We start from the raw sequence: 19805 nt of genomic DNA on the forward strand, positions 1-19805 counted from the left end.
ATAGGAAGAGTTTCAACTATATTCATATTATAATGTAGTTATCCGACCATTTACTTTTACTATCTTTGGAGGTGTTCTATATGCACTATGCATTTTCACGTATAAGGCTACGTAGCTTTTTTGGATGGATGATTATAGGGGTGTTCCTTATAATGATACCATTAGGTCTAGCAAATGTTTCTGAGAATACGATGGAGGTTATTTCACAAATAACTGTATTTTTTGTATTTCCGTTACTTTGGCTATACGTAAAAACAAATAAAAATAATATTGTATTTAACAGTTTTTTTGATAAGCCAGGACGTTTATCTTGGGGATTAATTGTATTAGCAACGATAATGGGGATGATTTTTTCAGTTGGCATATCTCAGATTCAATTTTACATATTAGCACATACGTTACCGAATTTCTTAGTTACTATGCTAGAAGACGGAAATGTTATTAATACGAGTAACGTATATATGATGATATTTACTTTCATTTCAGCATGTGTGTTAGCACCTATTATGGAAGAGGTTATTTTTAGGGGATTTTTCTTACAGCGAATGGCTCATAAATGGGGAATTAAAAAAGCTGTAATTATATCTTCAATTATTTTTGGCCTAGGACATTTTGATGTTATTGGTGCGTTCATGTTTGGTGTCGTTATGTGTCTTTTATACATAAAGACAAAAAATATATGGACGAATATAGCTGTGCACGCTCTAAATAATTTGATTGCAACAAGTATGCAATTTTTCGGTGGAGAAGAAAGTGGTACAATCTCAATTACTGAATTACAAGCGCAAAGTAATTTATGGATTGGTATCGGTCTTACAGTTGTTGGATTACTATGGTTAATTCCGTATGTTTGGAAACAATGGCGTACAGTAAAAGAAGTTGGCGTGCCACCAGTACGTTTTATAAATGAGCAAAAAGTAGTGAATTCATCACAAGAAAATGAAGTGTATAGTCAAGTGATCGTAACCGATAGATTGATGGCCATAGAGTTACCAGATGAGGCTGTAAATAAGCTTCGGTTAGAAGAAAATGATTATGTAACAGTAGCTGTAGAAGAAGATAAAATCGTTATAAAGAAAGCACATAATAGATAATTAAAAAGTAGCTCTTAGGAGCTACTTTTTAATTTGTAATAATTTCTACACGAAAATTATTACCGTTCTTTACATATTTAATATCTGTAACAGTGCGGACTGTCTTTAAAATCTCCACTTTTTCACCAATTCGCGGGATGGTCGGAACATTGTCCCAAATACCAAGCAAGTCATCTAATTGTGCCGTTTTTTCATAAAACCAGATTTTCAATGTAAAGCCCCTTTCTCGAATATTATGTATTTTAATACATAATATATTATTTTTATTCTTATTGTAAGGGGTTTTTTTATAATTTATGAATAAAAATAAATTAATCTTCTGGGAAGATATGTTCAATATCAGGAGTAAGAGATACTTCTGATAATACGATATGAGAAACTGTCGTTGCATATGAAGAAACATCATTGATAAATTCTTCAAGTTCAACGAGTGAAGGAACAGAAATTTTTACAATGTAGCATAAGCTTCCTGTTACTCGGTAACAAAAACTTGCAGATGGATAAGACTGAATAAACTGTTGCATACGTGTTGTATCACCATTTTTTAAAGTGATTTCTAAAATACAATCTAAAACTAGTCCTGCTTTTTTATAGTCGATATCGATTGTATATTTTTGAATAACGCCTTCACTTTCAAGTTTACGAACACGTTCTGCAGTAGACGGAGCAGATAAGTTTACTCGTTTCGCCAATTCACGCATAGAAAGGCGACTATCATTATATAATTCATTTAAAATTTTTCGATCAACACGGTCTAGTTGCATTTGTAAATATACCTCCAGTAAAATAATGATTTTTGTAAAGGAAAAATATAAATTAAGATTCATATGAAATGTAAAGTGAACGTTATTTATTTTACAATAAAACAGAAGGAAATAGGAGGGGAAATGATGGAGAGAATTTCATTATCAAATGTAGGAGATACAAAGTTTCAAAAGTTATTAGGGCATAATTCGGATATATTACACTCGTGGAGTACGTTAGAAGATACACTGTACAATAAAGGAACTCTTTCAGCAGAGTTGAAGGAGCAAGTGAGAAGAACATTAGCGTATGGGAATGAATGTCCGTACTGTATGGCAAAGGGAAGACCTGATGATGTGCAAAAGGCAGAGGAGATTGGTGTAGCTGTTACTTTTGCGCATACATTTGTTCATGACCGAAAAGCAATAGATGATAATATGTTTCACGTATTAAAACAATATTGGACAGAAAAAGAAATTGTAGAGCTTTGCGCCTATGTTTGCTTTATTACTGCGTCACAACAACTTGGTTTTCTATTTCAATTACAGCCAAATTAAGGGGGAAATGATGACAAATCAAATAGCACTTATCATAATCGATGTACAAAAGGCATTTCAATTACCAGATTGGGGCGAGAGAAATAATATTTTTGCTGAAGAAAACATGAGAATTTTGTTAGAAGAATGGAGAAAAAGGGAACGACCAGTTTTTCATATTCAACATGTAAATAAAGAAAATGCTCAGTCAATGTTTTATGAGAGAGCGGAAACGGTAAACTTTAAAGAAGAAGTGCAACCACTACTTGATGAAGTGGTTATTCAGAAATTCGTTAACAGCGCGTTCATTGGGACAAATTTAGAAGAGCAATTAAGAAAGAACAAATGTAATGCAGCAGTGGTTGTAGGATTAACGACAAATCATTGCGTGGAAACTACGACACGAATGGCAGGGAATTTAGGATTTACAACATATTTAGTGAGTGATGCAACGGCTACGTTTAACCGTAAAGGTTTAGATGGTAAGGAGTATAGTGCAGAGGATATTCACAATATGACACTTGTAAATTTACATGAAGAGTTTGCTACGATTGTGACGACAAAAGAAGTGTTAAAATTATTTCAAGAAAATAATTGCGAATTATGTAGAAAAAAATAAGAATATTTCGTATAATCTAAGTACAATCATTTTGAAAATAGGGGTGGCATCATATGGAGCAAATTTCAGTAAAGAAATTAGAAGAGGTACTTGTTGTAGCAGGGGATGATAAACAGAAGCAAAAGGAATTTTATGAATTGCTCTTATCTACTGAGTTTTATGTTGCTGGTTCACTAGAAGCAGAGGACGGGGCAACAGAAGGAATACTTCGTTTGCGTCATTTCCAAGGAGAAGGTAGATGGATCGTTCCGTTCTTTACACAAATGGAATTTGTAAAAGATGTGTTGCCAGAAGGAACGCCCCTTATTACGATACGTGGGAAAGAGTTATTTGGTAGCATTGAGAAAGATGCTACAGCTGTATTAAATGTTGGCACTGATATAAGTAAAACATTTATTCCAGAAGAAATTGCAGATATCGCATCTGGACGAATTTTTAATTATTATAAGTAAAAGGAAAAGCGTAATCGCTTTTCCTTTTACTTTTTAATTTGAATATGAAGTGGCTATACCAGAAGAAATAGAGACTGTTTTATTATTCGTGTTTATTGTCGCTGTAGCTCCAAGTGGAATACCGATGTTTGGACTTATATGTCCAATTGGTAAATCGAATAGGACAGGTATATGATATGGCGCGAAATATTCATATAATATTGTTTGCAATGATTGAGAGGGCTTTGAAGGAGTGCAGTCGTGACAACTTGTGAAAATAACGCCCCTGCATTCATTAAACTTTCCAGATAAAAGTAGCTGATTTAACATACGGTCAATGCGGTACGGTTCTTCACCAATGTCTTCAAGTAATAAAAGTGTATTGTTCGTAATTATCTCGTAGGGCGAGCCAATTATACTTGTTAACACAGCTAAATTTCCTCCAACTAACGTACTTGTAACTGTACTGTGAGAGCTAGGTACGATACATTCTGATGCAGATAAAATGGTTGAATACGGATGGAATAGCTGATTAAAAGAGGATAAAGATAGGGAATCAATACCTTTTCCTAGTTCTTCAATCATCGGACCATGAAATGTTATAAGCTTTGCATAACGTGAAACAGCAGTATGTAAAGCTGTAATATCGCTATATCCCCAAAAGATTTTTGGATTTTGCCTAATAACTTCATATTGAATGTGAGGAAGAAGACGAGCACTTCCATAACCACCTCGTGCACAAAAAATTGCCTTCACTTCATTATTTGTAAATGCTTCATGTATATCGTCAAGCCGAACTTGATCACTTCCGGCTAAAAATCCATATTTCTCGTAAACACTCTTCCCGATTATTACGGATAACCCCATCTCTTGTAATACATTCACACCTTTTAATACACTTTCGATTGTAGGTGGACCAGATGGTGCAATAATCATTACTGTATCACCTTGTTTTAATGCATTTGGATAAATCATTAAGCTCAGCCTCCTTCTCTTTCAATATATTCGCTTCATATGAAGTTCAACCCTTGCAAAAGCAGGGGAAAGCTTATCAAATAAAGAAGATATAAAGGAAATAGGAGGGGAAATGATGTTTACAAGTCGAGTAACAGACATATTAAAAATTGAGTATCCCGTTGTTCAAGCTGGTATGGCAGGCGCGATTACGACGCCAGAACTTGTTGCAGCAGTAAGTAATAGTGGAGGATTAGGGACGCTTGGAGCCGGCTATATGAGCCCAGAACAAATTCGTGAAGCGATTTATAGAATAAGAGAACTAACAGATAAGCCTTTCGGTGTTAATTTACTTGTAACGAAAGAGATAGAAATAGAAGAAGAGAAGGTAAATGAGGCGAAAGTATTACTAAGCGGAGTGAATAGAGAATTAGGTATAGAAGTAGAAGGAACGTTAAAGCTTCCAAAAAGCTATAAGGAACAATTACAAGTGCTATTAGATGAAAAAGTACAAGTGCTATTAGATGAAAAAGTACCGGTCGTTAGCTTTGCATTTCAAACGTTAGAAAAAGAAGAAATAAATGATTTAAAAAGAAGTGGAATAAAAGTTATCGGAACAGCTACCCATGTGAAGGAAGCGAAAGTACTTGCTGAACTAGGAGTAGATATTATTATTGGGCAAGGTAGCGAAGCAGGAGGGCATAGAGGAACGTTTATTGGGAAAGAACGAGATGCTATGATTGGTACTTTTGCGTTAATACCTCAGTTAGTAGGGGTTATTCCGCATATCCCAATTGTCGCAGCAGGTGGTGTAATGAACGGACAAGGGCTTGTTGCGGCATTGGCACTAGGAGCAGAAGGTGTTCAAATGGGATCAGCCTTTTTAACAAGTGAAGAGAGTATTACGCACGATGTGTATAAAGAAGCGGTTTTACATAGTACAGATACGAGCACAACTGTAACTCGTGCGTTTTCCGGGAAATATGCACGCGGTATTCGGAATGAATTTATAGAAAGACATGAAGGAAAAGAAGAAGGGCTTCCGGTATATCCAGTGCAAAACGTATTAACTTCTAAAATACGCCAAGAGGCAGCGAAGCAAAATAAGGAAGAATATATGTCACTTTGGGCAGGACAGGCAGCATCATTGGCACGAATCGAATCAGCTCAGCATGTAGTGGAGCGAGTTATGAAAGAAGCGGCGAATGCAATCGAGCAATTACAAAATATATACAAAAAGACCACTTGAGTAATTCAAGCGGTCTTTTCGTTAGTTTGCTTTATAAAATTGTTGGATGGCTTCGTCGATGTAAACCCAGCCTTTCCAACCTAAGTGCATATGATCTTTTAAGAAGTATTTATCGTATTCATGATTTGAGAAGTCGGCAATTGGATAACCAGCTTTTTCAATTTGCTCATGAACTTTCTTATAGTATGCTTCGCGGCGTTCTTTCGGGAAGCCAGCGTAGTCGTACCAAGGACCTTTGACAGGAACAGAAATGAAGAGTGGTTTTGCACCAGATTGTTTTAATAAATCAAGTACAATTTGTAAATCTTCATATTCTGGCGATTGGTCATAAGCATCATTTTTTAAGTAACCTTCACGTTGCTTTAATTTTTTCTTAATTTTGCTATTGAAGTAACCATCTTCGATACCATATTCATTAGATCCAGATTCTGCTGCACCTATTTGATCCGCATGTTTACGAGCCTCTTCCCAGTTCATTTGTTTTAATGAAGGATCGAGCTTCTCTTTGTGCGGTTTAATATTAAACATAGCTGTAAATAAATCTTTACGATCTAAAATGTTACGGTAAATATAAGCGAAAGGTTTAGCAGCAAGTGCTTTTACTTTATACTTCGTATCATCATAAGCGATACCTTCAAGCGAAATTTTTAATAAAGTTTCTTTTTTTACAATCTCAAAGTTTAATAAACGCTTTGCAATTTGTTTTTTCATTTCAGGTTTTAAATCATTGTTGAAAATGAAGTGGTAACCTTGTTGTTTTGAAAAGTTAGGTGCAAAGTGCGTTTCGTCAATACCTTGTGGTACAAACCATTGCGGAGAAAGAACGAATACCATTTTCTTATCTTTCAATTGATCCATTGTAGATGCGAAGTTTAATACATGTACAAGGTCTTGTGTTCCGCCGCGTCCAAGAAGGAATGGCGTAAATCCTTCAGGCTTTACTTTAAAATAATTAGATGGATGGAAAGCATCCATACGTGCGAATTCCGATGAACCGTACATCGGAAGATATTTTGGATCTGCTAACATCTTTTGCTGTAAAATCATACTTTGAATTTTTTCTTCTTTTAAAGAAGTAGCAGCTTGTTCTACTTTTTCATCACTTAAAAGTGGAAGTAGGAAGCGCGTTGGAATAAGTAAGAATACAGCAAAAAGGGCCAATGCTAAAAGCATCGGACCAAATTTTGCTTTGTTCATCGGATTTCTTCCAACTTTTTAATAACCATGTTTGGTGTAGCCCACTCGTCACGGTCAAAATCAGAAATAGAAACTTCAATATCTAAACGCTCTTGGAATTCAACTAATAAAGATACTACAGCGAAAGAATCAAGGATACCTTCTTCAAATAATTGAACATCTAAGTTTTCTTTCACAATATCGTTTTCACATACTTCTTCTAAAATATCTAATACTTGCTCTTTGAATTCTGCCATTTTTAAAATCTCCTTTATATCCGAAATATATTATATGTGCAACTTCTTAATGGAATAAGAAGGGTGCATTAAAAGTATCTGTTAAGGTGTCCAGAGAAGATTAGGAAACCGAAACATACAACGTGGAACGTAATTACAATCGCAAGGATGTGTGTAAATTTATTGTTTGGCCAAAACTTATGCTTCTTGTTTTTTCGTTCAAAAATATCGAATAAAATAAACAGTGCGGCATGGTATAGACCATAAATAACATACTGCGCAACAGCGCTTCCTTGGATGTGCCAAATTCCCATAATGAAGAAGTTTAAAAATGCACCGATATACGAAATAGTGTAACGGTTCTTAATTAACTTTTTCTTCGTTGCAAAAAAGACGAAACGCATGTAAATAAAATCACGGAACCAGAATGATAAACTCATGTGCCAGCGGTTCCAGAAGTCTTTAATATTACGACTAAGGAATGGCTTATTGAAGTTTTCTGGCGTTTTAATTCCCATCATATAACTTACACCAATTACAAAAGAGCTATAACCAGCAAAATCAAAGAATAGATATAAGCTATAGCTATACATGTAAATCATATTTGAAAATATTGTATCGTGTTGAGCGAATGCTGGATCCATACAATATTGCTTTATTAAGTAAGCAATAATAAATTTATACAAGAAACCTTGGAAAATACGATTTAGTCCTGTATATAGTAAATTTTGATATTCTTCAGCGCTAGGTGGCTTTTGAATATCTTTTTGGAATCTTCGGTAACGATCGATAGGTCCTGTTGAAATCGCAGGGAAGAATAAAACGAATTCCCAGAAGTTAAAGAAAGAAAGCTCTTTAATTAAACCATCACGAACTTCAAATACCATTTGAACTGCTCTGAATGTTACGTAAGATATACCTAGGAAAACAACAAGTTTTAACTCAGGTAAAAACGATGCAAACGGCGCGATTTTTGCCAAAATAAGAGGCAAAATCGATAAAATAACAGCTATGCAAAATGTGAATGTACTATTATTTTGTTTTCTTAAAATTAAATAGCCTTTAATAAGGACATATTGCCAAATAATAAATGCAGCTAGCATCATTGCTTGCTTTGGTTTATCTGAGAAGATAATAGCAATCATGACTAATGTTAAAACGGCATTATATTTGCGCAACATTTTACCTTTTAATCCAGCTATGATAGTAGGTATTAATAAAATGCCCACTATAGCGAAAAAATAAAATGATCCATATGCGGTCATGCTGTAACCTCACTCAATAATTTTTTGCGATCTACCTTTCCATTTGGTGTCATTGGAATAGAAGATTGATACATGAATTTACGTGGAATCATGTAGTTTGGTAATCGCTCATTGAGTTCTTTTTTGATTGCAGATGTTAATTTGAATTCTTTTTCAAATGAATGTTCTCCAGGAACAACAACCGCTAATAAATAATCGTATTTCTCACCTTTTTTAATTGGAACGATAACTGCTCCTTCTACGTAAGAACACGCACGAAGGTGATGCTCAATTTCTTCTAATTCCATTCGATAACCATGCAGCTTAATTTGGAAATCAAGACGACCATTATAGAATAGAAGACCATTTTTAACATAGCCAGCATCGCCTGTTTTATAGGCGCGCTCACCGTCAATCATAGTAAATGCTTTTTCTGTTAATTCAGGGCTTCCTAAATATCCAACGCTTACGCTTGGACCGACAATTACGATTTCACCTTTTTCACCATCAGGTGCGATCGTGCCATCTTCTTTCATAATAAGAAGGCGACAGTCTGATTTACAATAGCCAACTGGAAGTGATTTGTATTGATCAAGCACTTCTTCTGTAACGTGAATACCTGTTACAGCGACAGTAGCTTCTGTTGGACCATACGTATTCATAATTGTTGCTTTAGGGAAACGTTCAATTAATTTTCTAGCCACTTCATTTGGTAACACTTCGCCGCAGAATAAGAATGTTTTCATGTTCGGTAGCATACTCTCAGAGAAAGATGCTTCCATTAAACACATTTCAGCGAAAGAAGGTGTGGAAGTCCATACTTGAATATCCGATTGCTCTAAAGAAGCAAACAAGTCTTTTGGACGCGCAATCATATCTTTATCGATTGCCCAAAGTGTACCACCTGTTACTAATGATGGGTAAATATCCATTACAGATAAATCGAATGAGAAAGGTGCTTGGTTTAAGAATACTTGCCCTGTTTGTAAGTTGAAATCTTCTACAGCCCATTTTGTAAAGCTAACAAGGCAGTTATAAGTAATCTGAACCCCTTTCGGATTACCTGTGCTTCCTGATGTGTAAATAATGTAGAAATTCTCATCACCTTTTACCGCATGTTCAGGATTTGGAGTGTTCCCTTTATGAGTAAAGAAAATATCTTTTAAGTTGTCTTCACTTACGATGCGAACTGGTAAATCAGTTACAGTTACTGCTGTTGCCGATAAAAGTAATTTCGCACCAGAATTTTCAGCAATACGTTGTACACGATCAGCTGGGATAGATAAATCTACAGGAATGTAAGCATGTCCAGCTTTTACACATCCTAAAAAGTTAATAATCATTTCAGGTTGCATATGGCCATACACCATAATTGGTGAACGATCGTCTGGATACTCAGAAGAAATCCAATGTGCTAACGCATCAGAATCTTCCTTTAATTGTTTGTACGTAATTTTCGCATCTCGCCAAACAAAAGCGGTTTGATCAGGCGTTTCTGCAGCCCACTTTTCAATTTGTTCTAATAACTTCATAACGTTCCCACCCTAGAATTCATTGTAAATAAATGTACTTGTGTTTGTATCATGGAATCCATACAACCAAAGTAATGCAAATAAAATTGCAAGATAATAAACCGTCTTTGCAACCCATTGTGTGAGTGGTCGAGACCATATCTCTTTTAATCTTTCCATGTCTTTCCCTCTCTTAATGAAATAATAGCTCTTTGTAGGTATCATGTCCTACATTATTGTGAAAAAAACAAAATCCCACATTTTAGGTAAAAATAAGTCAAAAGGCTCTTTTCTGATATTAGCACTAAATACTAAAAAAGAAAATCCCTAACTTAGCAATTATATTACATTCAGCATGAATTTGTAATGGGTTTGACATGTAAATAGAAAGTGGATTGTGTGAATACATAAAAGTGGACTATAAGAATACGTAAAAATACAGTGTTTGTTTTTATTAATCATTTAAGACGGAGTAAACTTTTAAATTTCTAGTTCTTTTGAAAAGGAGGAAATTATCATGAATAGAGTGTGGAAGAATCTAATTTCGGAAGAAAATATCGTGAAATGGAGAAGGCATTTCCATAAGTATCCGGAATTATCATTTCATGAAAAAGAAACTTCGCAATTTATATATGATACATTATGCTCATTTTCTTCTTTTGAAGTAACGAGACCGACGAAATATAGTGTACTAGCAATTAAAAGAGGTGTGAAGCAAGGGAAAGTAATTGCGATTCGAGCTGATATAGACGCTTTGCCAATTCAAGAGGAGACAAGTAAATCTTATACATCTGTGAATAAAGGAATGATGCATGCATGTGGGCACGATGCTCACGCAGCTATTTTATTAAGCACAGCAGAGGTGTTATCAAATATAAAGGAAGATTTTGCAGGTGAGATTCGTCTATTCTTTCAGCACGCAGAAGAGGTGTATCCAGGCGGGGGACAAGAAATGGTTGAGGCAGGTGTAATGGACGGTGTTGATTATGTAATAGGTTTACATGTTATGTCAGGACTTGAGAGTGGAAAGATAGGAATTGCATATGGACCGATGATGGCAGCTCCAGACGTATTTACAGTTGAGATTCAAGGCAAAGGAGGACATGCGGCGCGACCAGAAGAAACGATAGATCCTATTGCTATCGGAGCACAGATTATTACAAATCTACAACATATCGTATCAAGAAATACAAGTGCTTTTATGCAAAGGGTTGTTTCAGTTACACAATTTCATGGGGGAACGGCTGACAATATTATTCCTAGTACAGCAACTTTAATGGGAACTGTTCGTTCATTTAATCAAGCATTGAGGGTGGAAGCAGAAGGGAAAATCGAGAAAATTGTGAAAGGAATTACAGAAGCACATGGAGGATCGTATACATATACGTATCGATATGGATATGATCCGGTTATTAATGATGAATATATTACGAAAATAGTAGAAGAAAGTGCACTACATTTGTTTGGGAATGAGCGTGTTGTGAAGCTTGAACCTTCTATGGGTGGAGAAGATTTTTCAGCATATTTAAGAAAAGCACCTGGTTGTTTCATTAAATTAGGAACAGGTAATGAAAATATATATACTTGTTATCCACATCATCATCCGAAATTTGACTTGGATGAATCAGCATTAATTTGTGGAGTGGAGCTATTTTTAGAGACGACTATAAGATTACTAAAATCATAGAAAAACAAAAAAAGGCAACTGCACTCTATTGCAGTTGCTTTTATTTCTTTCCGTCAGAGAGGGCTGAGAAAGAACTATGCTCATTCATAGTATATGAATAGCTAACGGACAAGCTTGTACATTTTAATCATTTTTTTAAAAATAGTTATTGACATTGATAATCAATGTCAATTAATCTAAATATAGTTGGAATTGATAATTATTATCAATAGGATGGATGCGACATGTTAATGAGAAAGAATTTTCACCTTCTGCGGAGGGGATTAAAAGATAAAAATAAAGATGTTGATCAGCATATGGAATGGCAAAGAAATGTAATTCGGTCTGAATATGTAGATGAGAAGAAGAGCATTCAAACAGAAAAAGAGATACAAAGTAAAGGGAGAGGTTCAGTTGAGTAAGTTAGTAATGATTTTTGCAAGTATGAGTGGAAATACAGAGGAAATGGCTGACCATATTGCCGGCGTAATTCGTGAAACAGAAAATGAAATTGAAGTTATTGATATTATGGATTCACCAGAAGCTTCTATATTAGAACAGTATGATGGAATTATTTTAGGTGCATACACTTGGGGAGATGGCGATCTTCCTGATGATTTCTTAGATTTTTATGATGCAATGGATTCTATTGATTTAACTGGGAAAAAAGCGGCAGTATTCGGATCATGTGATTCGGCTTATCCGAAATACGGAGTGGCAGTTGACATTTTAATAGAAAAGCTACAAGAGCGCGGGGCAGCAGTTGTGTTAGAAGGACTAAAAGTAGAATTAACGCCAGAAGATGAAGATGTAGAAAAATGTTTACAGTTTGGAGCTGAATTTGTAAAACACCTTTCTTAATGGCAGAAGGGAGATGAAGAGCAAGTGCATGAGAAAATCTCAATCAAAACGATGACAGATTATCATTTGTATGATTTTATGCGTTGTCCGCATAAATTTTATTTTCGTCACATAAAAAGAAGAGAACCTTCTTCATTTGAATGGCAACAAATAGCACAAATGATTGTCAATCAAATTATTAACGAGTATTACACGCTACCTGCGGGTCAACAAACGAAAATTGTACTTTTAATATTAATAGAAAAGTATTGGAAAAAAGTAAGGATTAATATGTTTGCTTCGAAGACGGAGTACTATATTGTATTAGCGAAGCTAACGGATCACTTATTACAGTTCGTTGAAAAGGATGATAGTCAGACACCACCATTGTTTTTATACGAGAAGTTTCAAACATATATGGAAGAGTTAGGTGTCCACATGTCATTGACATTTGAAGTTGGTGAGTGGAGTGCTGAGTCGTTTGTAATTAAAAAGTATGTTGTCGATGCAGATGAGGAAATGCTTGCTCTTTGTCAGAAGCTAATGACAGTATTCAGTTATAAAGCTTTCGGAGTTCTTCCAGGAAAAATTGAAGTTATTAATTTAATAGAAGGAACTAAGTATGAGTACATTCCGAAACAGGAAGATATTATAACTGGAATGGCTGATTTATCTAGAATGAAAGAAATGTTAGAGCAACCTGAGCATTATACAGAGCGTCATTTTCGTTCTGAGTGTATAAGTTGTGCGTTTCGTAGTGAATGCCAAGGGGAAGAAGTAAAGACAGAAGCGAAACAGAAGAAAAATATAGTTCATTAAAGGATGCAACTTTGCATCCTTTTTTGTTATTGACATGAAAAGCTTTTCATCATTTACGGTATATTTGTAGCAGATTTTAATAAAGTGAAACTTTAATCAGTGGGGGTTTTGTCAATCACCCACTGATTATCAGCCCTCATTAATCGGGCTACCCACAAATAGCAGAATAAAGGGAGGAATAATCAATGAAAGATGAAACAAAAGTATTTCAATGGTTAAAAGAACAAAATGCTCCTTTTGAAATTCAACTGCAAATTTTACAGGCGTTTCAATTGTATAAAGTTATTGTTGAAATGGATAAAAAGTTAATGATGTATGAGGAGAGAGTATATAGGGAGAGAATGTAATCTCATCCCTGTAATATCGTTTTTAGCTGTTCTGTGCCTGTAATGAATTCGAGTTCATTCTCTGACTCAAAGTTATAAATAATATTATGTAGTAAAGGACTGTATTGATAAAAGGTAGTAATACGATGAATGAGTAATGGATCATGATGAGAAATAAGTGTACTGTACTGTTCATATACAGATGTAGTAAACTCATTTCCGAAATCATAATATAGTCCTGCAAAATCAAAAGCAGGATCGCCAATTTGCGCATCACCAAAATCGATAACACCTGAAATGCGTTTGTTCTGCTTGTTAAATAAAATGTGATGATGTGTAAAATCAGCGTGAATGATTGTATTTTGAAATTTAGATGTAGTTAGACAGGCAAAGAAATTCTCGAATAAACGATTTAAGGCTGATTTCTGGAACGAAGTAAGATTGTTAGTAACATACTGATTTAATTTAGTTTGTAGCTCTTTCCAGTAGGTAAGTGTTTTTTCAATAGGGAATCCTAACGCTGTAACACTTTTTAGAGGAATACTATGTAGAGCAGCAAGGAAAGTTGCTAATTGTGTAATAAGTGCTTTTCGTTCTTGTTTTTCTAGTGTAGTAACTATTTCTGTTTTTAAAGGTTCACCATGAATGAGAGTATAGTAACTACAAAGCGGAATAGCATCAGTCTCCTTTTTATAGAATAGGTGATACTTTGGAACTTTAATTTCATGTAGTGAACAAGAGAGAATTGCGCATAGTTCTTTTTCTAACGGAATTCGCATCGCATATTCCTGTTTTCGCGGGAAACGAAACAGTAGCTCATCATTTACTATAACTGCTACATTATCCCATCCTTCTTCATTTTGTTTATATGAATGTATAGAAAGATTAGGCAAAGCTTCTTTTATATAATGTTTGTAAGAGTCCATAATTGTTCCTCGTTTCTGAGTTAAGTTATTCTATTTTATGATATCAGAATTTTCTTTCTATATGTTAAAATATATCTATTATTATGAAGAAGGGCGGGAGTATTACGAAAAAAAGACTGTTAATCATTTCTCTATGTATCGCTTTTGTATTGTTTTGGTCATATAAAGAGGAGGTTTTTGCTACCTTTAAACCGATTGATCAGTACGAGTTAAATAAGGAATTAAAGAACAAAAGTATAGAAAATTTAACTCATAATGAAATGAAAAAGGTAGGAGAGCATTTTGTGACTGAACAACTATCAGTGTTTGAGTTTAATAATAAAGAAGATGTGAAACGAAAAGGTGAAGAAATATTTTTAAATAGAGGGTATGAACAATTAATGGAAAATTATTATCCAAATCGTTTTCGAGATTTAGAGTATAAATTTACAAGCGAGGAGATACGTGAAGAGACCGATGAGAGTTTTCTTTATCAAGCTGTAGCGTACGTTGCGGGTACTGAAAATGGTAAGAGAAGCGAAATGAAATTGAATTATGAAGTGAAAATTGTAAAGGTTAATAATATTTTTATGGTGCTAGAACAAAAGCAGCGCGTACAATAAAGGAAATTCATTGCCCAATAGAACATTTGAGGGTGTATTACTTAATGCGGAATAAAAAGGCCCTCAAGGAATAAAGGGCCTTTAAAGATTTTCATTTTGTTGACCAAGTTCTTTTTGAGCAATATATAAATTCCCTTGCTCGACTTGTTTAAGAGTATGAACAGAATCTCCTGCATATCCTTTTTGTGTTTTAACAGTTCTTTTTGAACGATTGGAATCTTGTTTCTTCATATAATAGGCCACCTTTCATCAAAAATAAACGAAAATGATAAGTATGAGTAATACAGCAGCGAAAATGGTAATGCCCATTAAAAACGAAGTGTTTTTATATTTAGGTGGCTTATGTACATCTTGCCGATATCCAGGTGAAATTTCAGGGGCAAATTCTTCATCGAATGATTGCTTTTTTTCTTTGTCGTCCATATGTACCCACCTTTCTTTTTCATTATATTATACGTTACAAGAAAAAATATGCATAAAGAAAACAGCCGCTTTATTATTAGCGGCTGTTTTGTGTTGTATATTTTCGTTGTACTTGAAAGAGACGGATAAGTAGGAAGACAGCGCCAAATGCTAGACCGATAATAAGACCGATCCAATAGCCTTTCGCGGCCCATTCTGTATACGTCGCTAATATGTAACCTAGTGGTAGACCTATTATCCAATAAGCAATTAAAGTCATAATTAGAGCAACATTTACATCTTTATAACCACGCAAAGCTCCTTGTACAGGGGTTGCAATTGCATCTGAAATTTGAAATAAAATTGCAAAGATAAGAAATTCTTTTGCTAAATGATGAACTTTTGCATCTGTCGTATAAATAGAAGCAATTTGATCATCAAAGAAGTAGAGAAGAATCGAATATAATAAAGCAAAGGCAAGGGCTAATCCAATTCCAATCAATCCGTATTGTTTTGCATTATCGTAACGTTTTGCTCCAACTTCGAATCCGACCGCAATAGTCATTGCCATTGCTAAACTTAGCGGAGTCATATATAACAAGGAAGCAAAGTTCATAGCTGCTTGGTGAGCTGCAATAGTTGTCGTACTAAAATTACTCATCATGAGCGTTACCGCAGCGAAAATACTCGTTTCAAAAAAGATAGCAAATCCGATAGGGACGCCAAGTTTTAAGAATGCTTTCCAACTCGAAAGAGAAGGTCGGTATAATTGTTTGAAAATGTTGAAAGAGGCAAAAGGCTCTTTCGTCTGAATAATAATGACTGTAATAATTAAAATGCACCAATATGTTGCAGTGGAAGCAATTGCTGCTCCGACACCACCAAGCTTTGGGAAACCGAAGTTACCAAAAATTAATAGGTAATTTAATATTACGTTAATTGGTAATGATAATAATGTAATAATCATCGTTGTTCGAGTTTTTCCTAATGCATCAATAAATCCACGTAAAACAGTGTAAGTGAATAAAGGTATAATTCCTATTGCGATAATACTTAAAAATTGCGCTGCAATACGTTCCACAGGTTCTTCTAAGCGCATGCCATTTAAAATAGGTGAAACGACGAAAAAACCGATGAGGATAACAACGAAGCTAGCACAAATTGCTAAATAAACAGCTTGTATGACAACGTGGGGAACGTCCTCTTTTTTCTTGGATCCAACGAGCTGTGCAACAATGGGAGTAGTAGCCATTAAAATTCCTGTTAACCCCGTACTAACTGGAATCCATATACTTGTTCCAATTGCAACACCTGCTAAATCAGTTGGACTTGCATGTCCTGACATCGTTGTATCAAAAAAACTCATCGCAAATAATGACATTTGTGTTACGAAAATCGGAAAAAATAGTAATACAAATTGCTTTAAATTTTGTGAGAATGAAGTAGTTTCTTTCATAAAATCCCCTTTCCGTATAAAAAAACAAACTCTTACTATCATACAATTTAATCAAAGATTAGAAAAGAAATACGCGCCTATAACATATGAAGCCAATAAAAAAAGGATGCACTTTGAAAAGGGATAAGGTATTATGATAAGGTGTGAAAAAATTACATATTATTTGTTATTAAGGAGGCACTACTTGTGGCTGATTGGTTAATTGGTTTAATCATGGGTGCTGTTGAAGGGTTAACAGAGTTTCTACCAGTATCATCAACAGGACATATGATTTTAACAGGACATTTAATTGGATTTGACGATGAGAGAGCGAAAGTTTTTGAAGTTGTTATCCAATTGGGATCGATTTTAGCAGTTGTTGTTATATTTTGGAAGCGTCTATGGTCGTTAGTTGGAATAGGTAAAGTAACAGACGGACCATCGTTAAATTTATTACATATTATTATCGGGATGATTCCTGCTGGGATACTTGGCGTGTTATTCCATAGCACTATTAAAGAGGTTTTATTTGGTCCAGGACCAGTTGTTATTAGCTTAGTAGCCGGTGGTATTTTAATGATTGTTGCTGAGAAGTTTTCGAAACCAAGTACAGCAAGAACGTTAGATGAAATCACATATAAACAGGCATTTACAATTGGAATGTTTCAATGTTTAGCTCTTTGGCCAGGATTTTCTCGTTCTGGTTCTACAATCAGTGGTGGTTTATTAGCTCGCGTGTCGCATACAGCGGCAGCTGAATATACGTTCATTTTAGCGGTACCGATGATGGTAGCTGCAAGTGGATTAGATTTAATTAAAAGCTGGGATGTATTAAGCTCAGCAGATATAACGCTATTTGTAACAGGATTTGTAACTGCATTCGTTGTTGCGATGCTTGCAATTGTTTCATTCTTGAAATTATTATCTCGTGTGAAACTAACACCGTTCGCTTATTATCGTTTCATTTTAGCTGCGGTATTCTATTTCTTCATTATGTAATAAAAAAACCTGCCGAGCTCGGCAGGTTTTTTTATTTTACTATTTTTTCCACCATATTTTCCATTACATGCTCCCAAAGAGAAGTATCATCAGCTAATGTAGCACGGAAATTAGCATACATTTCTTTTTGTTTTTCTTCGAATGTTGGATCTTCTTTTTCGGGTAATGTAGCGCGCATTGAAGTTACTAATTCTTGTACTTTTGGAGCGCGTGGTCCAAAGACGGCTTGTTCATTTCCATCTTTATCAATGAAAATAAAGATTGGAATCGCACGTGCTGTTCCATTTGTTAAATATTGATCCATTAATTCTAAGTTTTCGTCGCGAATTAATAAACTCATTTCAATATTTGCAACTTCAGAAATTCGTTTCATAACAGGTACGCATAAAAGAGCATCGCCACACCAATCAGCAGTTAATACGATAACACGCCAGCCGTCATTTTGACGTTCTTCTAATACAGGAAGTAATTCATTTGGAATTAAAAAGTTATTGTAAATGTGTAGTAGCTCGTATTGGTTTACTTGCATTTCATTCACATATGTATCAAAGGACATACCTTTATCAGCCCATTGTTGTAAGTTCATAATTAACACCTCTTTAGTAAGATTTGCTTTCATTGTACCAATTTTTATATAGAAAAGCTTGTATTCTTACTCTTTCTCGTCACTTAATAATTTATTTAATAGAAAAAAGAATAGTACGACACATCATTCAGTTAAGTTGGACATTTGTACGCTTTCTATCCAATCATCAGCAGTATGAATGACGAACCAATCTAGTGTAATTTCAATGAATGAGAAAAGAGTAATAGAAATCCAATTTGGCATGTTTTGTGTCAGTGGATATAGCAGCGCTTTGAAGAAACTGAAGATGAAAAATGTAATACTGTCTAAGAAAGTGATTAATAAAAAAAAGAGAAGTAACGCAATACGTGAACTATACTCTATACCTGTAATTTGAAAGATTCCTACATATACAAAAAAATATAAATGCAAAAATTATAATGAGAAAAAGAGCAATAATACTAATGATAATCGTTTTATCTTTTAGGCTGAGATTTGAGAATTTCTCCTCCTCTTGCATTAAGATACTCCCTTTTTCTGGAATTTAACTTCATTTTATCATGAAATACATATTAAAAAACTACGAATTATGGGAAAATAAGGTGACAAAAAGTAAGATTTCATGTAAAATTATTAATAAGGTTTTTATTTAACTAAATGAAATAAAAGGAGCTGTCAAAGTTGTCTCAAAATCGAGAGCAATTAATGGAAGAACTATCGACAAATGTGTTTGCTATGTTTCGCACATTGCGTAATGATATCGGAAAAATATTCGGTGGTTACATACCGTGGAATGAATTCATCGTCCTGAGAATATTAAATCGTACGAATAAAGAAATGGTATCGCGTGTAGCAAATGAATTAAATGTGTCGAATAGTCATATTACAGCTGTTACAGAAAAATTAATTAATAAAGGTTTTGTAACTCGTTCACGTTCTACATCAGATCGCCGAGTTGTGTATTTAGAGATTACAGAACAAGGGAAAGATTTAGTTGCGAAAATGGAAGATGCGAAAAAACAATATTTACAAGAAAGATTCTCTACACTTTCAGAAGATGAAATGAATGTAATGATTTCGATTTCCAAAAAACTTATTTAAGTGATTATAAACAAGAAAACGCTTACGTGATGAAAGAGAAGATCTTCCTTATATATGGAAGGTCTTCTTTCATGTGTAATAGATGTTAAAAAATAAAATGTGTATGAAAAAAGATAGAGCGCCATACTACTAATACAAGGAAGGGAGGGAGAAATATGACGAATCGTAACGGTAGTAAAGGGAGCGGTAATCAAGGATCACCAAAGTCCGGCCAGTTTAATCAGGAATTTAGCACTGAATTTGAAACTGGTAATGATAATAAAGGAAAAGAATATCGTTCTAAAAAAGGGAGTAAATCAAAAAAGGAGTGAAATTCATCACTCCTTTTTT

At 34.5% G+C, this 19805-nt stretch carries 27 protein-coding genes and 1 pseudogene; 14 read left to right on the forward strand and 14 right to left on the reverse strand.

Annotated features, from left to right (window positions below; translation table 11 throughout):
• Positions 1–80 precede the first annotated feature (80 nt).
• The gene (locus GD442_RS06645) at positions 81–1094 is read left to right on the forward strand and encodes a CPBP family intramembrane glutamic endopeptidase (protein WP_159365066.1); all 1014 of its coding nucleotides are present in this window, start codon (positions 81–83) and stop codon (positions 1092–1094) included.
• 28 nt (positions 1095–1122) lie between these two features.
• Here GD442_RS06645 and GD442_RS06650 read toward each other — a convergent pair whose 3' ends face one another.
• Positions 1123–1305, reverse strand: a complete 183-nt coding sequence (locus tag GD442_RS06650; protein ID WP_000707107.1) for a DUF3913 family protein — start codon at positions 1303–1305, stop codon at positions 1123–1125.
• A gap of 100 nt (positions 1306–1405) precedes the next feature.
• Positions 1406–1858, reverse strand: a complete 453-nt coding sequence (locus GD442_RS06655) for an Lrp/AsnC family transcriptional regulator (protein WP_001175498.1) — start codon at positions 1856–1858, stop codon at positions 1406–1408.
• A 126-nt stretch (positions 1859–1984) separates the two neighbouring features.
• On the opposite strand from GD442_RS06655, the gene GD442_RS06660 reads away from it, so the two are divergent.
• The 3 genes from GD442_RS06660 to GD442_RS06670 are packed head-to-tail and all read left to right on the forward strand — an operon-like array spanning position 1985 to position 3445.
• Complete coding sequence (locus tag GD442_RS06660; RefSeq protein WP_000439755.1) at positions 1985–2395, forward strand: carboxymuconolactone decarboxylase family protein; 411 nt, start codon at positions 1985–1987, stop codon at positions 2393–2395.
• A 10-nt stretch (positions 2396–2405) separates the two neighbouring features.
• On the forward strand, positions 2406–2993 hold the full coding sequence (locus GD442_RS06665) for a cysteine hydrolase family protein (RefSeq protein WP_000184426.1): 588 nt from the start codon (positions 2406–2408) through the stop codon (positions 2991–2993).
• 53 nt (positions 2994–3046) lie between these two features.
• Positions 3047–3445 (forward strand): SseB family protein, encoded by a 399-nt coding sequence (locus GD442_RS06670; RefSeq protein ID WP_000435265.1) that lies wholly within the window; start codon positions 3047–3049, stop codon positions 3443–3445.
• Between the two features lie 33 nt (positions 3446–3478).
• Here the strand turns inward: GD442_RS06670 and GD442_RS06675 are convergent, their stop codons facing one another.
• Positions 3479–4399 carry a S66 peptidase family protein gene (locus GD442_RS06675; protein WP_000640079.1) on the reverse strand — a complete coding sequence of 307 codons (921 nt, stop codon included), beginning with the start codon at positions 4397–4399 and terminating at the stop codon, positions 3479–3481.
• A 115-nt stretch (positions 4400–4514) separates the two neighbouring features.
• Here GD442_RS06675 and GD442_RS06680 point away from each other — a divergent pair, with 115 nt between their 5' ends.
• Positions 4515–5627 carry an NAD(P)H-dependent flavin oxidoreductase gene (locus GD442_RS06680; RefSeq protein ID WP_159365067.1) on the forward strand — a complete coding sequence of 371 codons (1113 nt, stop codon included), beginning with the start codon at positions 4515–4517 and terminating at the stop codon, positions 5625–5627.
• A 21-nt stretch (positions 5628–5648) separates the two neighbouring features.
• Here the strand turns inward: GD442_RS06680 and dltD are convergent, their stop codons facing one another.
• The 5 genes from dltD to GD442_RS06705 all read right to left on the reverse strand — a co-directional run bounded on the left by dltD (position 5649) and on the right by GD442_RS06705 (position 9974).
• Positions 5649–6824, reverse strand: a complete 1176-nt coding sequence (dltD, locus tag GD442_RS06685; RefSeq protein ID WP_001030267.1) for a D-alanyl-lipoteichoic acid biosynthesis protein DltD — start codon at positions 6822–6824, stop codon at positions 5649–5651.
• The gene (gene dltC, locus GD442_RS06690) at positions 6821–7060 is read right to left on the reverse strand and encodes a D-alanine--poly(phosphoribitol) ligase subunit DltC (protein WP_000807310.1); all 240 of its coding nucleotides are present in this window, start codon (positions 7058–7060) and stop codon (positions 6821–6823) included. The genes dltD and dltC overlap by 4 nt, the downstream gene beginning before the upstream one ends.
• 68 nt (positions 7061–7128) lie before the next feature.
• The gene (dltB, locus tag GD442_RS06695; RefSeq protein ID WP_000127933.1) at positions 7129–8304 is read right to left on the reverse strand and encodes a D-alanyl-lipoteichoic acid biosynthesis protein DltB; all 1176 of its coding nucleotides are present in this window, start codon (positions 8302–8304) and stop codon (positions 7129–7131) included.
• Positions 8301–9815 (reverse strand): D-alanine--poly(phosphoribitol) ligase subunit DltA, encoded by a 1515-nt coding sequence (dltA, locus tag GD442_RS06700; protein ID WP_000770506.1) that lies wholly within the window; start codon positions 9813–9815, stop codon positions 8301–8303. Before dltA ends, dltB begins: the two co-directional genes overlap by 4 nt.
• A 12-nt stretch (positions 9816–9827) precedes the next feature.
• On the reverse strand, positions 9828–9974 hold the full coding sequence (locus GD442_RS06705) for a teichoic acid D-Ala incorporation-associated protein DltX (RefSeq protein ID WP_000440293.1): 147 nt from the start codon (positions 9972–9974) through the stop codon (positions 9828–9830).
• Between the two features lie 337 nt (positions 9975–10311).
• Between GD442_RS06705 and amaA the strand changes: the two genes are divergently transcribed.
• From amaA to GD442_RS27675, 5 genes are all read left to right on the forward strand, one after another.
• Positions 10312–11481 carry an N-acyl-aliphatic-L-amino acid amidohydrolase gene (amaA, locus tag GD442_RS06710; protein WP_001082783.1) on the forward strand — a complete coding sequence of 390 codons (1170 nt, stop codon included), beginning with the start codon at positions 10312–10314 and terminating at the stop codon, positions 11479–11481.
• A gap of 224 nt (positions 11482–11705) precedes the next feature.
• Positions 11706–11882, forward strand: coding sequence for a hypothetical protein (locus GD442_RS27670; protein WP_000929023.1), 177 nt, complete (start codon positions 11706–11708; stop codon positions 11880–11882).
• Positions 11875–12321 (forward strand): flavodoxin, encoded by a 447-nt coding sequence (locus GD442_RS06715; RefSeq protein ID WP_000041153.1) that lies wholly within the window; start codon positions 11875–11877, stop codon positions 12319–12321. Before GD442_RS27670 ends, GD442_RS06715 begins: the two co-directional genes overlap by 8 nt.
• A 24-nt stretch (positions 12322–12345) precedes the next feature.
• Positions 12346–13119: a hypothetical protein gene (locus GD442_RS06720; RefSeq protein WP_000544574.1), complete on the forward strand. Its 774-nt coding sequence runs from the start codon at positions 12346–12348 to the stop codon at positions 13117–13119.
• A gap of 185 nt (positions 13120–13304) precedes the next feature.
• Positions 13305–13466, forward strand: a complete 162-nt coding sequence (locus GD442_RS27675; protein ID WP_000651086.1) for a hypothetical protein — start codon at positions 13305–13307, stop codon at positions 13464–13466.
• A gap of 2 nt (positions 13467–13468) precedes the next feature.
• Here GD442_RS27675 and GD442_RS06725 read toward each other — a convergent pair whose 3' ends face one another.
• Positions 13469–14371, reverse strand: coding sequence for an aminoglycoside phosphotransferase family protein (locus tag GD442_RS06725; protein WP_000378978.1), 903 nt, complete (start codon positions 14369–14371; stop codon positions 13469–13471).
• A gap of 83 nt (positions 14372–14454) precedes the next feature.
• Between GD442_RS06725 and GD442_RS06730 the strand changes: the two genes are divergently transcribed.
• Positions 14455–14973 carry a hypothetical protein gene (locus tag GD442_RS06730; RefSeq protein WP_000715252.1) on the forward strand — a complete coding sequence of 173 codons (519 nt, stop codon included), beginning with the start codon at positions 14455–14457 and terminating at the stop codon, positions 14971–14973.
• An 81-nt stretch (positions 14974–15054) separates the two neighbouring features.
• On the opposite strand, the gene GD442_RS27680 is transcribed toward GD442_RS06730, so the two are convergent.
• The 3 genes from GD442_RS27680 to GD442_RS06740 form a co-directional block, all read right to left on the reverse strand.
• Complete coding sequence (locus GD442_RS27680; RefSeq protein WP_000743742.1) at positions 15055–15204, reverse strand: hypothetical protein; 150 nt, start codon at positions 15202–15204, stop codon at positions 15055–15057.
• Positions 15205–15222: 18 nt separating this feature from the next.
• Positions 15223–15396, reverse strand: a complete 174-nt coding sequence (locus tag GD442_RS06735; RefSeq protein ID WP_000341062.1) for a hypothetical protein — start codon at positions 15394–15396, stop codon at positions 15223–15225.
• A gap of 76 nt (positions 15397–15472) precedes the next feature.
• Positions 15473–16831, reverse strand: a complete 1359-nt coding sequence (locus GD442_RS06740; RefSeq protein ID WP_000665561.1) for an MATE family efflux transporter — start codon at positions 16829–16831, stop codon at positions 15473–15475.
• 186 nt (positions 16832–17017) lie between these two features.
• Between GD442_RS06740 and uppP the strand changes: the two genes are divergently transcribed.
• Positions 17018–17809: a bacitracin resistance undecaprenyl-diphosphatase gene (gene uppP / locus GD442_RS06745; RefSeq protein WP_000796253.1), complete on the forward strand. Its 792-nt coding sequence runs from the start codon at positions 17018–17020 to the stop codon at positions 17807–17809.
• A 31-nt stretch (positions 17810–17840) separates the two neighbouring features.
• On the opposite strand, the gene GD442_RS06750 is transcribed toward uppP, so the two are convergent.
• Positions 17841–18428, reverse strand: a complete 588-nt coding sequence (locus GD442_RS06750) for a thioredoxin family protein (RefSeq protein WP_002040836.1) — start codon at positions 18426–18428, stop codon at positions 17841–17843.
• A 90-nt stretch (positions 18429–18518) separates the two neighbouring features.
• Positions 18519–18894, reverse strand: a pseudogene (locus tag GD442_RS06755) (YrvL family regulatory protein).
• A gap of 161 nt (positions 18895–19055) precedes the next feature.
• On the opposite strand from GD442_RS06755, the gene GD442_RS06760 reads away from it, so the two are divergent.
• Both GD442_RS06760 and GD442_RS06765 read left to right on the forward strand, forming a co-directional pair.
• Positions 19056–19475 carry a MarR family winged helix-turn-helix transcriptional regulator gene (locus tag GD442_RS06760; protein WP_000081434.1) on the forward strand — a complete coding sequence of 140 codons (420 nt, stop codon included), beginning with the start codon at positions 19056–19058 and terminating at the stop codon, positions 19473–19475.
• Positions 19476–19630: 155 nt separating this feature from the next.
• Entirely contained in the window at positions 19631–19786 is a 156-nt protein-coding gene (locus GD442_RS06765) for a hypothetical protein (RefSeq protein WP_000184928.1), read from the forward strand.
• Positions 19787–19805: the final 19 nt, after the last annotated feature.

Origin of the sequence: Bacillus sp. A260 (genome assembly GCF_009861435.1) — a bacterium.
In the GTDB taxonomy this organism is placed as follows: domain Bacteria; phylum Bacillota; class Bacilli; order Bacillales; family Bacillaceae_G; genus Bacillus_A; species Bacillus_A cereus.

Excerpts from the sequence above, each read along its gene's own strand:
- dltD (WP_001030267.1), bottom strand. The coding sequence starts at position 6,824 with ATGAACAAAGCAAAATTTGGTCCGATGCTTTTAGCATTGGCCCTTTTT.
- dltB (WP_000127933.1), bottom strand. The coding sequence starts at position 8,304 with ATGACCGCATATGGATCATTTTATTTTTTCGCTATAGTGGGCATTTTA.
- GD442_RS06665 (WP_000184426.1), top strand. The coding sequence starts at position 2,406 with ATGACAAATCAAATAGCACTTATCATAATCGATGTACAAAAGGCATTT.
- dltA (WP_000770506.1), bottom strand. The coding sequence starts at position 9,815 with ATGAAGTTATTAGAACAAATTGAAAAGTGGGCTGCAGAAACGCCTGAT.
- GD442_RS06670 (WP_000435265.1), top strand. The coding sequence starts at position 3,047 with ATGGAGCAAATTTCAGTAAAGAAATTAGAAGAGGTACTTGTTGTAGCA.
- GD442_RS27675 (WP_000651086.1), top strand. The coding sequence starts at position 13,305 with ATGAAAGATGAAACAAAAGTATTTCAATGGTTAAAAGAACAAAATGCT.
- GD442_RS06765 (WP_000184928.1), top strand. The coding sequence starts at position 19,631 with ATGACGAATCGTAACGGTAGTAAAGGGAGCGGTAATCAAGGATCACCA.
- GD442_RS06740 (WP_000665561.1), bottom strand. The coding sequence starts at position 16,831 with ATGAAAGAAACTACTTCATTCTCACAAAATTTAAAGCAATTTGTATTA.
- GD442_RS06680 (WP_159365067.1), top strand. The coding sequence starts at position 4,515 with ATGTTTACAAGTCGAGTAACAGACATATTAAAAATTGAGTATCCCGTT.
- GD442_RS06725 (WP_000378978.1), bottom strand. The coding sequence starts at position 14,371 with ATGGACTCTTACAAACATTATATAAAAGAAGCTTTGCCTAATCTTTCT.
- GD442_RS06750 (WP_002040836.1), bottom strand. The coding sequence starts at position 18,428 with ATGAAAGCAAATCTTACTAAAGAGGTGTTAATTATGAACTTACAACAA.
- amaA (WP_001082783.1), top strand. The coding sequence starts at position 10,312 with ATGAATAGAGTGTGGAAGAATCTAATTTCGGAAGAAAATATCGTGAAA.
- GD442_RS06655 (WP_001175498.1), bottom strand. The coding sequence starts at position 1,858 with ATGCAACTAGACCGTGTTGATCGAAAAATTTTAAATGAATTATATAAT.
- GD442_RS06645 (WP_159365066.1), top strand. The coding sequence starts at position 81 with ATGCACTATGCATTTTCACGTATAAGGCTACGTAGCTTTTTTGGATGG.
- GD442_RS06675 (WP_000640079.1), bottom strand. The coding sequence starts at position 4,399 with ATGATTTATCCAAATGCATTAAAACAAGGTGATACAGTAATGATTATT.
- dltC (WP_000807310.1), bottom strand. The coding sequence starts at position 7,060 with ATGGCAGAATTCAAAGAGCAAGTATTAGATATTTTAGAAGAAGTATGT.
- GD442_RS06730 (WP_000715252.1), top strand. The coding sequence starts at position 14,455 with ATGAAGAAGGGCGGGAGTATTACGAAAAAAAGACTGTTAATCATTTCT.
- GD442_RS27670 (WP_000929023.1), top strand. The coding sequence starts at position 11,706 with ATGTTAATGAGAAAGAATTTTCACCTTCTGCGGAGGGGATTAAAAGAT.
- GD442_RS06660 (WP_000439755.1), top strand. The coding sequence starts at position 1,985 with ATGGAGAGAATTTCATTATCAAATGTAGGAGATACAAAGTTTCAAAAG.
- GD442_RS27680 (WP_000743742.1), bottom strand. The coding sequence starts at position 15,204 with ATGAAGAAACAAGATTCCAATCGTTCAAAAAGAACTGTTAAAACACAA.
- GD442_RS06735 (WP_000341062.1), bottom strand. The coding sequence starts at position 15,396 with ATGGACGACAAAGAAAAAAAGCAATCATTCGATGAAGAATTTGCCCCT.
- GD442_RS06705 (WP_000440293.1), bottom strand. The coding sequence starts at position 9,974 with ATGGAAAGATTAAAAGAGATATGGTCTCGACCACTCACACAATGGGTT.